The 13,035-nt window shown below is 60.8% G+C and carries 10 protein-coding genes; 2 read left to right on the plus strand and 8 right to left on the minus strand.

Going from position 1 to position 13,035, the window contains the following annotated elements; genetic code table 11:
• Window positions 1-47 precede the first annotated feature (47 nt).
• Both EGM97_RS01120 and EGM97_RS01125 read right to left on the minus strand, forming a co-directional pair.
• A complete protein-coding gene (locus EGM97_RS01120; protein WP_238961477.1) occupies window positions 48-776 on the minus strand; it encodes a class I SAM-dependent methyltransferase in 729 nt (242 codons plus the stop codon).
• A 166-nt stretch (window positions 777-942) separates the two neighbouring features.
• The gene (locus tag EGM97_RS01125) at window positions 943-1,173 is read right to left on the minus strand and encodes a DUF6429 family protein (protein ID WP_238961478.1); all 231 of its coding nucleotides are present in this window, start codon (window positions 1,171-1,173) and stop codon (window positions 943-945) included.
• Window positions 1,174-1,515: 342 nt separating this feature from the next.
• Between EGM97_RS01125 and EGM97_RS01130 the strand changes: the two genes are divergently transcribed.
• The gene (locus EGM97_RS01130) at window positions 1,516-2,601 is read left to right on the plus strand and encodes a sensor domain-containing diguanylate cyclase (protein WP_238961479.1); all 1,086 of its coding nucleotides are present in this window, start codon (window positions 1,516-1,518) and stop codon (window positions 2,599-2,601) included.
• Here EGM97_RS01130 and EGM97_RS01135 read toward each other — a convergent pair.
• The 3 genes from EGM97_RS01135 to EGM97_RS01145 are packed head-to-tail and all read right to left on the minus strand — an operon-like array spanning window position 2,585 to window position 8,182.
• Window positions 2,585-4,945 (minus strand): TonB-dependent receptor, encoded by a 2,361-nt coding sequence (locus EGM97_RS01135; protein ID WP_238961480.1) that lies wholly within the window; start codon window positions 4,943-4,945, stop codon window positions 2,585-2,587. The two genes, EGM97_RS01130 and EGM97_RS01135, sit on opposite strands and share 17 nt — an antisense overlap.
• Before the next feature lies 1 nt (window position 4,946).
• Entirely contained in the window at window positions 4,947-7,349 is a 2,403-nt protein-coding gene (locus tag EGM97_RS01140) for a hybrid sensor histidine kinase/response regulator (protein ID WP_238961481.1), read from the minus strand.
• Window positions 7,349-8,182: a response regulator transcription factor gene (locus EGM97_RS01145; protein ID WP_238961482.1), complete on the minus strand. Its 834-nt coding sequence runs from the start codon at window positions 8,180-8,182 to the stop codon at window positions 7,349-7,351. The genes EGM97_RS01140 and EGM97_RS01145 overlap by 1 nt, the downstream gene beginning before the upstream one ends.
• 274 nt (window positions 8,183-8,456) lie before the next feature.
• On the opposite strand from EGM97_RS01145, the gene EGM97_RS01150 reads away from it, so the two are divergent.
• Complete coding sequence (locus EGM97_RS01150; protein WP_238961483.1) at window positions 8,457-9,395, plus strand: hypothetical protein; 939 nt, start codon at window positions 8,457-8,459, stop codon at window positions 9,393-9,395.
• Between the two features lie 15 nt (window positions 9,396-9,410).
• Here the strand turns inward: EGM97_RS01150 and EGM97_RS01155 are convergent, their stop codons facing one another.
• The 3 genes from EGM97_RS01155 to EGM97_RS01165 all read right to left on the minus strand — a co-directional run bounded on the left by EGM97_RS01155 (window position 9,411) and on the right by EGM97_RS01165 (window position 12,976).
• Window positions 9,411-10,067, minus strand: coding sequence for a DUF4256 domain-containing protein (locus EGM97_RS01155; protein WP_343075396.1), 657 nt, complete (start codon window positions 10,065-10,067; stop codon window positions 9,411-9,413).
• 43 nt (window positions 10,068-10,110) lie between these two features.
• The gene (locus tag EGM97_RS01160) at window positions 10,111-10,992 is read right to left on the minus strand and encodes a hypothetical protein (protein ID WP_238961484.1); all 882 of its coding nucleotides are present in this window, start codon (window positions 10,990-10,992) and stop codon (window positions 10,111-10,113) included.
• 64 nt (window positions 10,993-11,056) lie between these two features.
• The gene (locus tag EGM97_RS01165; RefSeq protein ID WP_238961485.1) at window positions 11,057-12,976 is read right to left on the minus strand and encodes an MAC/perforin domain-containing protein; all 1,920 of its coding nucleotides are present in this window, start codon (window positions 12,974-12,976) and stop codon (window positions 11,057-11,059) included.
• Between the last annotated feature and the right edge of the window lie 59 nt (window positions 12,977-13,035).

Here is a 13,035-nt window from a genome sequence, read left to right on the forward strand (position 1 = left end):
CTGAACATTGATTGGCCCTTGCGGTGTTGCCTGGCTGGCCCAACAGGCTAGCACAAGCCGTTTGGACGGCGCGTCAGATCGGCCTGCCGCGTACAGAACCATCCATGCATTAATCCCGCTTGAAAGAACTGCACAGGAGCGTCGAACCCGGCGGCCCTTATAAGGCCCGCCACCTGTTGCGCAGGCAGGATCGCAACATTCCTGGCGTAGGCAGTGCGCGCTCGCTCCAGCCCTTCTGGCCGAAGACCATCGGAGGACATCAGCGTCAGCCAACTGCGTAACAGCACCTCATAGGCAGGCGATTCGGTATCAGAGGCCAGGTCAGCGTTCGCCAATATTCCGTGAGGTTTAAGGCGGCGGGCAATCTCGTGAAAGAACCTGGTGCGGGCTTCTGCGTCTAACAAAAACTGGGATACCAGCAAGCAGGTAGCAGCGTCGTAGCTGGCCTCGGCGGCGAGCGTGTCAAGGTAGCCTTCGTGAAAATGGCAGCGTGCGAGAAAGCCATTTTGAACGGCCTTCTGACGACAAACCTCAAGCATGGCGCCCGAGGGGTCGACAGCCGTGAAATGCCAGCCAGGGAAGCGCTCTGCCAGATAGGCCAGTTCCGCCCCTGTGCCAACACCAACGCAGAGTATCCGGGCATCTTCCAGCAGACCGATAAATTGAGACTCGAGCAGCAAATAGAGGGCGGCGCGAATCGGCGCCATCCCTTCCCATTGCTTGTCGTAGCTGACAGCTTGCTGGTCGAACACTTTCTTGAGTTCTTCATTGCGCATAGGACACCTTGAGTCGTGACAGACGCATCGCGTTAACCGCGGAACTGCTTCCAGTATCCCTGCCCTGTCAAGCCCTGCACATTTGCGACCGCAATGCCATGGATCAGCACTGACTCAGAACCCAGCCGAACACTTCCGGCGAGGGATCGCGGAGCGACTCGGACCCTCAACCCTCTTTTCCAAACAACCGATCAGCAATCTCCCGCCCTCGCTCCAACCCTTCTTCCGTCAACCAGATCGATTTGTTCCTGTTTACAGGATCGCTGATCAGGCCTTGTTCATGCAGTCGGTTCATGACCTCAAAGTCAAAACCTTTCCAGGCGTTGCCCTTGTCGGAACTGAACGCTGCCAGCAAGGCAAGCACGGCTTCTTCTATCAATGTGTCGTCGTAATCCATGGTCGTTACTCCACTCAGATGGTGCTGCTTTTATGCCTCTGCAATGGCTGAACTTTATCTGATCAAAAGCCTTAGTGATTCTCTTCCGATGAGTTGCATTGGGCGGTTTGGGGCTGCTGCGCAGCCCTGCGGGGATAAATCCCCTCGCCACAGGGTGGACGGATACCCTGGGGTAACTGCCAGCTCAGAAGCTGCCCCACAGCAGGCCCAGCAAAAATATTTCCCTTCCATCCCCTCCCGCAAAGCTCCCATCCGCTCCAGCAAAGTCACCGGCAAATTTCCCCCTTAATAATCCCCCTTTCGCTCGCACTCCCTTTACCCGCCAGCATCACATAAATCCAAATGAACCTACGCACCTTCATCCGTAGCTATTGCTTCAATTCCAGGCTCGCGACGACCGCGTTGACCCGGCTGCACCGGGCGCTTTCGTTCCTGGCCGGTTACTTGGCGCAGCAGGGCTTCGACTCCAGGACGTGGCCGGCGGCCCGTGACGCGGACGTGCTGGAGCCGCGCGGTGGCGCCGTTTGCCCGGAACTGGCAGCAACGGTCTTCAGCCACGCACGGGAGGGGGTCGTTCTGGTGGATCCGTACGGTCGGGTCATCAGCGTGAATGAGGCCTTCACGCGGCTCACCGGTTATGGACAGGACGAGGTCAGGGGCCGGGATTTGAACTCCCATCGCATGGTGCGGCGGCTTACAGCGTTCTTTGCGCCGATGAAGAACGCGTTGGATTTCCACGGGCATTGGTCCGGCGAGATTCAAAGCAGTCACAAGGATGGCCGGGAGATGACGTCGCGCATCAGCATCAGCGCGGTGCATGACCGTCACGGGAACGTTCAGCATTATGTGGCGCTGGTCAGCGACATGACGCAGGTGAAACAACGTCTTCAGTTGCTCGAACGCGATGCTCGTTTTGATGCGCTCACGCAGTTGCCCAATCGGCTACTGTTGGCCGAGCGCATGCGTCAGGCGTTGGGCAAGGCGCGTATCCATCAGCATAAAGTCGCCATCGCGTTTATCGACCTCGATGGGTTCAAGGCGCTTAACGACAGTTACGGGCATGACTGGGGGGATCGGGTGTTGCAGATCGTCGCGGCGCGGATCAATGCGACGCTGCGTGAAAGCGACACGCTGGCACGGCTCGGTGGCGATGAGTTTGTAGCCGGGCTGGTGGGTTTGCAGGAGGTGGAGGACTGCGAGCCGTTGCTCAAGCGCATGTTGCAAGCGGCCAATGCGCCGATCCTGATTGGCGCGCGAACGGTGGAGATTGCCGCGAGTATCGGTGTGGCGTTTTTCCCCGAGCATGGGCAGGAAGTGGATGCGCTGATCAGCAAAGCGGATCAGGCGATGTACTTGTCGAAGAAGGCCGGCGGCAACCGCCTGGCGTTTTGTCCGACGCGTTTTATTTCGCTCAATAGCGAAGCCTGAGGGTGGTGCCGAGGGTTCTTTCGCTGCCGGTCATCACGCCGTAGTCTCCGGCCCCCAGCAATGAGTACACGGCGCTGATGTAGTGCCGGTCGAAGGCGTTGTGCATCCAGCCCTCCACTTCCCAACCCCGGTCCTGGCTGCGCAGCCCCAGGCGCAGGTTGGTAATGCCATAGCTGGGTTGATAGCTGCCCTCTCCGCCTTCGAGGGTGCCGTAGTAGCCGGTCCGGAAGCTGTAATCGACGCCGCTGTAGACTTCCAGCCCGTACGGCAGCGGATGGCTATGGTCCAGGCCGCTGCTGAGGTTCCATTCCGGCGCGTTGTAGAGGCGGTCACCGCTGAGGTCGCAGGTCCATTGGCCGGTCTGCGGTGGGCACGGTGCGTTGGGGAAGCTGCGATAGCGTGCATCGCTCCAGGCCAGGCCGAGGCGCCCGGTGAGTCGTGAAGAAAGTTGCCAGGCGGAGTCCAGTTCGATCCCGCGCAGGCGGACTTTGCCGACGTTGATCAGGTTGTCCCGCAGCGGTGGGGCGAACATCGAGGTCGGCGGGCTGTAAGTGAGCGCCTGATAGTTGTCGACATCGGTCTGGTACAGGGCGAGGTCGAGCATCGCACGCTCCTCCCAGAACCGCGTCTTCATGCCCAGCTCCAGCGACGTGGCGCGTTCCGGCTCGAAGGTGGGCTCGGCGAACGGGCCGACCACGTCGAAGTTGATGCCGCCGGCCTTGTAGCCGCGAGACCAGCTGACGTAGCCCATCACGGCATCGCTGAAGCGATAGCTGGCGCTGAGCAGGCCGGAGACGTTGTCTTCTTCAATCGAGTCCTGGCGGTAGTAGCCACGGCCGAGGGCGATGTCGCGCAGTAACTGTCCGCCGGCCTGGAAAACCGGAGGCAAGCCGTCCAGCGAGGCAAGGTTGCTGAGGTCGCGGGAGACCCAGCCATCCTTGCGCTCCTGACTGTAGCGCAGGCCGCCGGTCAGTTCGAGAGGATCGACGGGGCGCCAGGAAACCTGGCCGAAAATCGCCCGGCTGTCACCCTTCTGCTCGCCGTCGTAGTGTTGCCGGGCGCCGTCCAGAAGCGGCGACGGCACCTGGCTCGGATCGGTAAAGGTGATGCCATAGAGTTTCTGCAATTGCTCCAACTGATCGCCGACGAACCAGGGCGCGGCGTCCTTGCCGAACTGGACGTCGATGTCCCGGTCGAGCTGCTGGCGCAGATAATAGAGCCCGGCGACATAATCGATGGACGAGCCGACCGTGCCCGACAGCCGCCATTCCTGGCTGAACTGCCGGTGCCCCAGTTCCGTCTCGGACTGAGCGACCGACAGCGTAGTGCTGTCGCCGTCGCGGGTGGCGCGGTAGTCCCAGTCGCGGTAGGCGGTGAGGCTGGTAAAACGCATCGCGTCATCCAGATCCCAGTTCAATTCCAGCGAAACACCGTTCTGCAGGGTCTGCGGGCGCCCCGGTGCGTCGATGCGCACCTCGCGTTGATAAGGGTCGGGCGCGGACAGCGGATAGCCGAGAAATTGAGCGCGTTTGCGGGTCTGCTGGCTGTAGTGATTGACCAGCAGCACATTACCGGCCTCGTTTTGCCGGGCATGGTCTGCGATCAGGCGGGCGCTGAAGTCCGTGGTCGGCGTCCACAACAGTTGTCCGCGCAGGCCCTGGCTGTCGGCGTCACCCAGGCGAGAGCCGTCTTCCAGGTTTTCCACTTGCCCGTCCTCCGAGCGGTCGAAGACATTCAGCCGCCCCGCCAGGACATCGTCGCGCAGCGCCCCGGAAATCGTCCCGCGATACTCCCTCAGGCCGTGGTCCCCGTAGCTGGCCTCAAGGTTGGTCTCGGGCTGGAACGTTGGTGCGCGGGTGATGATGTTCAGCGCGCCCGCCGTGGTGTTCTTGCCGAACAAGGTGCCCTGGGGCCCGCGCAGCACTTCGATGCGCTCGATGTCCATCAACTCGGTGAAGGCCATGCCCTGGCGCGCCTGGTACACGCCATCGACGTAGGTGCCGACACTGCCTTCCAGGCCATCGTTGTAGGCGGTCGCGCCGAACCCGCGCAGGCCAAAACCGGCATAGCGGGCGTCATGCCCGGACACCACCAGTCCGGGCACACGCTGCTGGATGTCTTGCAGCGTGTGCAGGTTGGCCTCGTCCAGTTGCTCACCGTAGAGAACGTTGATCGGGATCGGTACGTGTTGCGGGTCTTCCTCGCGACGTCGGGCGGTCACGGTGGTTTCGTCAAGGACGACGGTGTCGAGCGACGACGCAGGCGCTTGCACGGCATTGACTGACGTCCAAGGCAGTATCAATAAACCGCCGAGCAAGAGCAGCCGGTAACCTCGATCGAGCACCCTAGCGCTCCCGGGCCATCGTGCGCTGCACCGTATCCAGGCCCACCAGGGTCTTGACCCACGCCAATAATTCGCGGCTGTCGGCGGGCTTGAGCAGGACCGCATCGAAGACCAGGTCTTGCGGATAGGCCTGCGGCCGGCGTGCCGGCATTGCCGAATAGAGCATCACCGGCAGAGGGCGCCAGCGCTCGCGGACCTGGCGCAGCAGTTCCCAGCCGTCCATGCCGGGCATCATCTGATCGCTGATCAACAGGTCGACCGGCTGCTCAGCCAGGCAGGTCAAGGCTTGCTCACCGTCCGCCGCGATGCTCACGTCGAAGCCATAGCCGGCCAGCAGGTCATAGAGCCATTCGCTGTTCTGCTCGACATCGTCCACCAGCAAAACATGCTTACCCTGGCCGTCAAACGGTGCGGCGTGATTATCGACGATACCGATTTCGAGGTCGTGCTCGTGGGCGCACTTGAGTTGCAAGCGAAAGCTGAAGCAACTGCCGCCCTGCTCGGTGGCCTGTGGTTCCAGGCGGCTGCCCATGCGCTCCAGCAGTTGCGTGACGATCGACAAGCCGAGCCCGCTGCCTTCGTAGCGTTGCGCATTGCGCCCGCGCTGGAACGGTCGCAGCAGTTGCTCGAACTCTTGGGGATCGATGCCAATGCCGGTGTCGATCACGCTGAAACACAGCTCGACGGTGTCAGGGCCGGCGCCCGGGCGACCGCTCACTTCAAAACGAATCTGGCCGTTACGGGTGAATTTCGCTGCGTTCGCCAAGAGGTTCATGAGGATCTGTCGAAGGCGTTTGAAATCGGCCTCGACCAGCGCCGGCAAGTCGTCGGCCACATCGGATTCAAAGGCATTGCCCTGCCTCGCGGCGAGGAAGCCCGCCTCTTCTGCAATCTCCTTGAGAAACCCGTACAGGTAGCCCGGTGCCAGGCTCAGCTGCATTTGCTCCAGCTCGCCGCGGGAGAACTCAAGCATCTCGTCGATCAACTCCAGTTGCTGGCGGGCATTGCGTTCGATGGTGGCCGGGTACTCGCGGTTTGGCCCGCCGTGCAGCAGGCGCGCATAGTCGATGATGCGCACCAGCGGCGAGCGCAGGTCGTGGCTGATGCGGGCCATCAAGGCACTGCGGGCCGCCAGGGATTCGCGCAACTGCGCCGTGCGCAGGGCCACGGTGCTTTCCAGGCGTTCGTGCTCGGCCTGGCGTTGTTGGTCGAGGCTGGACAGCGCGTGCTTTTCCCGCTGGCGGCTGCGGTTGACTTCCATGATCAGCGTACACACCAACAAGGCCACGCCCGGCAGGGTCGACGACAAGCTGTGCTTGCTTTGCGGCGACTGCCAGGGCAACTGCTCCTGCGGAAAGAAATAGCGCATCAGCAACTGCCCCAGCAGCAACCCCGGCACCAGCCACGCCATCCAGTCGTAGCGCAGCCGTTTGCGCCAGGCCATGCACAACGTGGCGAGCAGCACCGCATAAAAACTCAAGAGCGACAGCTGGATGAACTGCGCGCCCTGGACCGGATCGACCTTCAACCACCAGGCTCGACCAAAGGCGCACCCCAACAGCGGCACCCAATAGCTGCAGCCAATGACTTTTGGCAGCCGGGAAACCTGCAACAGCACGCGCATGTAGGCGAGAAACAGGATGAACGAGATCACGCTGGCGCAGGCCAGCAGCTCGCGGGTCCAGCCGAGTGCCGTGGGCCAGTAGATCAAGTAGCCGTTCACCAGGCAGGTCAGCAGGATATAACTGAGGACCGCGCCAGCATTCACTGTCAGCAATCGGGAGCGCAGGATCGCGCCGACAATCAGCCCGAACGGGACGACCAGCAGGACAATGCCGAGGGTCAGTCCATCGCTCAGGTACGTCTGCTGCTGACTGCGCAGCAATGCCGGCTCGGACCACAGCTGCGGCTCCAGCAACATCTGGAAGTTGCTGCTGACGCGGACGAACAACGTTGCGCCCTGTCCGGCCGCCAGCGAAACCGGAAACGCCGGCTGCCGCGCCGCCGGCTGGGGCCATTCGGCCAACGGATGGGCGGCACCGGCGTGGGCCTCCCGCCAGCGTCCGTCGGCGTATTGAAAGACACGAATGTTTTCCAGGCGCGGCGCGCCGATCACCAGCAGGCGCGAACAGGCCGCATCGCTGGAGTTGGTGAGTTGCAGTTTCAACCAGAAGGCCGAGCGGCTGTAGCTTTGCGCTGGCCACTGCGGGGTCGCGGCATCAAATTGCGCTTCGGGCAGTCGAGCGACGTCTTCCACACTCAACCTCGCCTGGGTGTCCTCGACGATTTGCATCGCCGGCCTCAGGTCCAGGTGATCAGCCTGACAAAGGTCCACGGGCGCCGCGCGCAACAGGCCGGCGGCCAGCAGCGTCGTCGCCAGCAACAGAACCTGCAGAAGCCGCATCAGGCGGGCCCGGCCGACTCGGTATCAGCGATGCCCAGGGTCTGCTGGCGAAACTGGCTGGGCGTCATGCCGATTCGCTGCCGGAAGGCCGTGGTGAAATTGCAGGCATTGCGAAAACCGATCAACTCGGCGACGTCCTGCACGCTCATGGCGCTTTCGGACAGCAACTCCTGGCCGCGACGCAGCCGTGCATCCCGGATGTAGGCGAACACGGTCAGGCCCAGATGCTCGCGAAATATCCGGGACAGGCGTTTCTCATGGGTGCCGACTTTTTGCGCCAGCGCGACAAGAGAAGGCATGTCGTCGAGGTGGTGTTCGATCAATCGCATCGCCGCACGCAGCACGATCCCGTCGCCTTCCGGCTCCGGTGTCGCCGGGCTGTCCTGGCTGGGCGGCGGCGCGCGCCAGGTCAATTGCAGGTGGATCCTGATACGCGCCAGCACTTCCTCGGGGGCGCAGGACTTGGGGATGTAATCGACCCCGCCCACGGTCAACCCTTCCAGACGCTCGAAAGTGCTGTTGGCCGAAGACAAAAAAAGAATCGGTGTCTGCCGGGTCGACGGCGCCTCGCGCAGCAGCCGGCAGAGGCTGAAACCGTCCATGTGCGGCATGTGCACATCCAGCACGATCAGGTCCGGACGCACTGCCAGCGCCCGTTGATAACCCTGTTGGGCATCACTGGCCAGAGAAATGCGCCAGGGTTGCGCTTTGAGCAGAACGACCGTTGCCCGGATGTCCTCGGGCTCATCGTCGATAAGCAGGATATGCGGCAGCGACACGGATGACACAGCCGCGTCCCCAGCCGCCCGCCTTTCGTATCGCCCGTCGTCCATACGCTACGTTCTCTTATCGTGCTTTTGCCATGCCCTGCCGAAGAAGCAAAGGTATCGCAAAGGCAATCGATGGATCGGTAAAAATCGTTATACCGATAGCGGCAGGTCAGGTGAAGACTTGAAGGCGTCGCGCAGACATGGCGGGACGCGTCGAAGATTTCTTGTCGGAACACAGGCCCGCAGGATAGCATCGAGCCATCACTCGACAGGACGCCTGAACCGTGCACGGATCGCCACAAGACTCCATAACCCCAACCGCTCCGGCGGTCAAATCGTGAGCGCCCTGGACTCCAGCACCATTGGGCAGTTGAGCACGTTTCTGATCATCTCGCTGTCCTTGCTTGCCGTCCTTGGGATCGCAAAAGCGTTGAGCAAAGCCAATCGGAAAACAAATCCCGACTCTCAGGTTTTCCTCTACGGCACCCTTGCGGTTTCATTGCTGATCATCGTCTCGGCAACGCTGATCTGGGATAAGAGTAATCTTCCCGCATGGCTTCAAGGTATTGGCAGTATCTACGCCATCATCGTGGCAATACTCGTCTCCCGGCATGAAAGTAGAAATTCCGAAGCGCGAAGCCGCCAGGAAAGAGCCGACGACCATAAACGCGAAGCCCAGCGGCTGAGCGAAGAGAAAGTAGAGGCCACCCGAGCCATCTACCAGATGGTGCTTAGGGCGTTCATGTGTTTTAGCTACGTGCGTGAAAACGCTTATGACAAAAGCCTGACGGGCAAGGATATCGGCCCCCGCAATGGGAAGCCGGAGCTCAAGATCATTGCCGGAAAAAAATGGACTTCGCTAGGGTTCAAGGCATCTGACATCCGGGTCCAACTCCGACAGCTTGAAGCGTTTACGCAGCAATTGGAAAAGATATCGCCCTTCGATCACAGGGACGCTGTCCTGGCCTTGCTGACGTCCGAATTCTGCGCCTCGGTCAAGGTATTCTTTGCCGATTTGGCGACAGGCTGGAATATCAAAAGCACGCTTGCGCCCCCCGATGCTGACGCCGATAGAACGATCAAGTATCCACCTTGCGAAAGAAACGCCACCTACACCGAAACCGAGAAACTCATCGGTCTCAGCGAATTCCTCGCCCATGGCATATTCCATCTGTATTTGGACGAGCCGGAATGCAATCGTATCGAGGAGGTTTTTCTCCAGTGGGCGAAACGGGCAGACGAGATCTTTGCCAGCGGTGAATCCACGGCAGTCTGATGCAGGGCCAATGGGCTAGAGGCTCAACATCCCGCGAAACCCTCTCGCCGCGTAATACGACTGAACCCCGTTGTGATAGATGAACACCCGCCCATAACGGCAGTCCCCGAATATCGCCCCACCCAGCGCACGTACCTCGGGGGGCGTCGCCAGCCAACTGGACGTTTTCAAATCAAACGCCTCCAGCGCCTGGAGTTCGCGGTACTGCTCTTCGGTCAATAGCGCCACACCCATCTCTGCGGCCATGTCCAATGCGCTGCCCTGCGGCTTGTTTTCCTTGCGAGCATCCAGAGCAGCACGGTCATAGCAAAGGCTTCGGCGGCCGGCGGGGGTTTCCCTGGCGCAATCGCAGAACGTGACGCGCCCGGTTTTCCTGTCGTGGCCGATCACGTCGGGTTCGCCTCCAGTGGCCTCCATGGCCTGGAGGGTTTTCAGGGCGGTGGGGTTGCCTTCGAGCCGGGGCTGGACGTCGGACCACTGGAGGTCCGGGTGGCGATGGGGGTTCTGTTCAAAGCGGGACTTCAGGGATTCGATGAGGGTTTGCTGTTCTTGTTTTTTCATGGTGGATAAGCCCTGGAACAAGGTGCCGGTGAACACCTGAGCATTGTGAAATCTTGAGTGACCTGCCACGGCATTGGTGTATTGCTTGGTGTAACTGCTGAGCTGATTCATTGGAATCCCTCCCGATGCATCCGGCGCGAGTATTTCAATCTAGTCAGGGGAATTCGAGACGTCCAGCGAAGGGGGATTCGCCGTTGGGCGGAGGTGAATGCCGTGTCGGCGTCTTTTCCTCGTGATAATGCGGCCTCCCTGCTGGCGAACTCATCAACGTTGGATTCGCCAGTATCGTCTCAGTCAGCAGACAGTCTTCCCCCTCTGCGGACCAGCAAGCCAACGCCGAGTTCCGGTTGCCATGCAGGTCCATGACCAGCGGCCAGTTCTCGAAGCCGTCGGCATCGCTGGGTGGAATATCGGGATAGTGTTTGGGTGGCAGGACCAGGGCATCTCCGGGGCGGATCCACAGGTCGGCAAGGTAGATTTCCCTCGCTGCCGGGCGCCAGCGGGCGACGCTGATGACCAGTGGCAGGCGTCCGTAGCGGGAGAAAAAGGCGTGGGGGAAGTTGTGGTATTCGAGATCGGTGGGGTTGTAGGTCAGCAGTTCACGCATGCGCGCCGGCCCCAGGTAAGGCGATTGGTGTCCTGCCCATTTGCCGTAGGTGTATTGTCCGAGGATCAGCTGGTCGTACTCGAAGCGCAGGCACTCGCCATTGGCAAGCAAGGTCATACCGAAGGCCTGGGCCGTTTCCTTGGTTGCCCAAAAGGGCTCGTAGCGCACCTCCCTGGCGTGGAAGTCGAATTGTCTGATTCGGTAGGAACCGTTGCCCGTCGGTACTTCACGATCCCACCACGTAATGCCGGAATATTGCGCACCCAGCAGCAGTTCGGGATTTTCGGGCGTCAGCGAGATCAGCTTACCGCGCACATGGGCACTTGGCTGGGCCAGCCCATGGTCGTTGAACAAGTAGGGAAATGTTCTCGGGTCGAGCGCGGTTTGCGCGCCTTCGCCAAGGAAGGGAACGCTGTTGAAGACTTGCATCGTCAGGGACCACTCACGCAGGAAAACACGGGAGACCCGGCCGGATCGGCCGGGTCCGTTGGGCTCAACTATACGGACGATGCTCCTCGCGCAACCAGTCCATGCCGTGAGGTTGGCGCCAGGGGCGGACGGCGGCGCGTTTTTCAACCTGGGTCAGGCACATGTTGTTGTCCTTGTAGTGGACCAACAGCAGATGGAATACGTCATCGCCGCGCCGGTCCCAGATCACGTCGTCTTCCTGGCGACCCGGCTTGATGGGGTGGAGCCGGCAATCGGTCTGGTCATGCATGCCTTGCAGACAGGTTCCGGTTTCGTAGTTGATCAGCAACACCGGGTGGTTGATGTCCGAGTAGGGCTTTTCCAGCTCGGGCATGTACCAGTATTGGCCGAGGTTGTGTTTATCCGGAATTTGCATGGCGATGCGGGTCTTGTCCTGCGGGTCGGTCGCCAGCGCCGGTTTGTCGCCGGTGTTGTTGCGCACTAGGTAGAGCACCGTGCACGGGTCTTCCTCGGTCTTTCCCGTTTGTACCACTTTGGCCCGGCCGAACGAGTCGTGGCACAGGCGCGCCTTGACCGTCACCGTCGGGTTCAGGTTTTTGCCCGCCTGACCGAAGCCGGCGATGAGCCCGTCGACGCCCGGCGTTTCCAGGTTGTTTCCCGCCAGCACGTAAGTAAGACCGGCCAACGGATTCGGCTCCATGTGCTTGCTCAGCGCCTCCCAACGCTTGAGTGCCTGGTCGCTGGCACCGTTGAGCAGCAAGGCCTCACGCATGAGGCGGGTGGGGTAGTAGCGCTTATCGCGTGGCCAGCGCTCGGTGACCATCAGCAACTTGTGCCCACTTTTCTGTTTCAGCATCAGGCCCAGTGCATCCCAGAATTTCGCGAAATCCTCGGTGGACGCATCGGCCGCCGGTGGCGTGTGGTACGTTTCGCTGGTCGCTTTGCTCTTGTTGTCGACGAACACCATTCGCAAGGCGGGAACGGTGGTCGCGGCGAGGGATGTCGTGAGCCGCTCGGAGCGGCCGAGAACGACCACCGACTCCTGCCAGTTCGCATCGATCTGCACCTTGTAGCTGGTGTACCACTGATAGGCGTGCTCAAGCGCCGTGCGGATATCGCCTTCCTTGACGAAGCGATAGACCGGCGACAATTTCAACTCCACGATCTTGGGATCGTCGGCCAGCGATTCACGCCATTTGGTGAAATCGGCATTGCAGTTGCTGGGATCGACCGCGTTGAACCGGATGGAACAGGTCCCCCCCTGGGTGGTCAGGTTGGCGTTGCGATGGGCCAGGTTCTTCTTGACCGTTTCCGATACTGAGGTCGAAGCGCTACCGCTGACGAAGGCGCCGTATTCGGCCTTGAGCATCGCATCGAGGGTATTGGTCTGGCTCAGATAAGACTTGAGCGCGGTCATCGCATAGTTCAACGAGCCACCCACCGTGACTTCACTGACGATATCGACGCCGAAATCGACGAAGAAATCGAAGAATGGCTGCGGATGGTTCTCGTCGAAGGATTTGGGAAGTTGCGTGATGCGTTCCTTGAAAGCGTCGGTCGCGTTGGCCGGGTTGACCTCTAACGTCAGCTTCCATAACCGTGCCGTATGGCTGTAGAGAGCAGCCTCACGCTCCTCGAAGGTCTTGATGTCACTGCCGAAAGTGGCTTTGAAGCCGGCGGAAAAAGCACCGTACTTACCGGCGACCTCGACACTCGACTGGGTATGTTTTTCGTAGTCTTCGCGAGAAGAAAACGTTTCGATGGCGAAGTCATCCTGACTGACCACCGTACTCATGGTGACGTTCTTGCCCACGTTGTAGGACGTGTTCCTGTACGGCACGGCCCGCTTACCCGACTCGGTATCACCGACTTTCTGACACTCCTTGCTGTCGCCGGCCCAATCGAGCCGGTTCAGCCCGCGCCCCAGCAACTGCGAACCGCCGATATCCCGTACATCGCCAGCGCCCATGAGTCCTTCGTTCATCACCGTTCTCCCATCGTTCAGGTTGTATCAATTGGTGCCAATTGATGGACCCAGTATCG

This window comes from Pseudomonas sp. AF32 (genome assembly GCF_022342325.2).
GTDB lineage: Bacteria > Pseudomonadota > Gammaproteobacteria > Pseudomonadales > Pseudomonadaceae > Aquipseudomonas > Aquipseudomonas uvaldensis.

Bases quoted from the DNA above. Each gene is read 5' to 3' on its own strand.
- EGM97_RS01160 (WP_238961484.1), bottom strand. From the start codon at position 10,992: ATGCAAGTCTTCAACAGCGTTCCCTTCCTTGGCGAAGGCGCGCAAACC.
- EGM97_RS01125 (WP_238961478.1), bottom strand. From the start codon at position 1,173: ATGGATTACGACGACACATTGATAGAAGAAGCCGTGCTTGCCTTGCTG.
- EGM97_RS01165 (WP_238961485.1), bottom strand. From the start codon at position 12,976: ATGAACGAAGGACTCATGGGCGCTGGCGATGTACGGGATATCGGCGGT.
- EGM97_RS01140 (WP_238961481.1), bottom strand. From the start codon at position 7,349: ATGCGGCTTCTGCAGGTTCTGTTGCTGGCGACGACGCTGCTGGCCGCC.
- EGM97_RS01130 (WP_238961479.1), top strand. From the start codon at position 1,516: ATGAACCTACGCACCTTCATCCGTAGCTATTGCTTCAATTCCAGGCTC.
- EGM97_RS01155 (WP_343075396.1), bottom strand. From the start codon at position 10,067: ATGAATCAGCTCAGCAGTTACACCAAGCAATACACCAATGCCGTGGCA.
- EGM97_RS01120 (WP_238961477.1), bottom strand. From the start codon at position 776: ATGCGCAATGAAGAACTCAAGAAAGTGTTCGACCAGCAAGCTGTCAGC.
- EGM97_RS01145 (WP_238961482.1), bottom strand. From the start codon at position 8,182: ATGGACGACGGGCGATACGAAAGGCGGGCGGCTGGGGACGCGGCTGTG.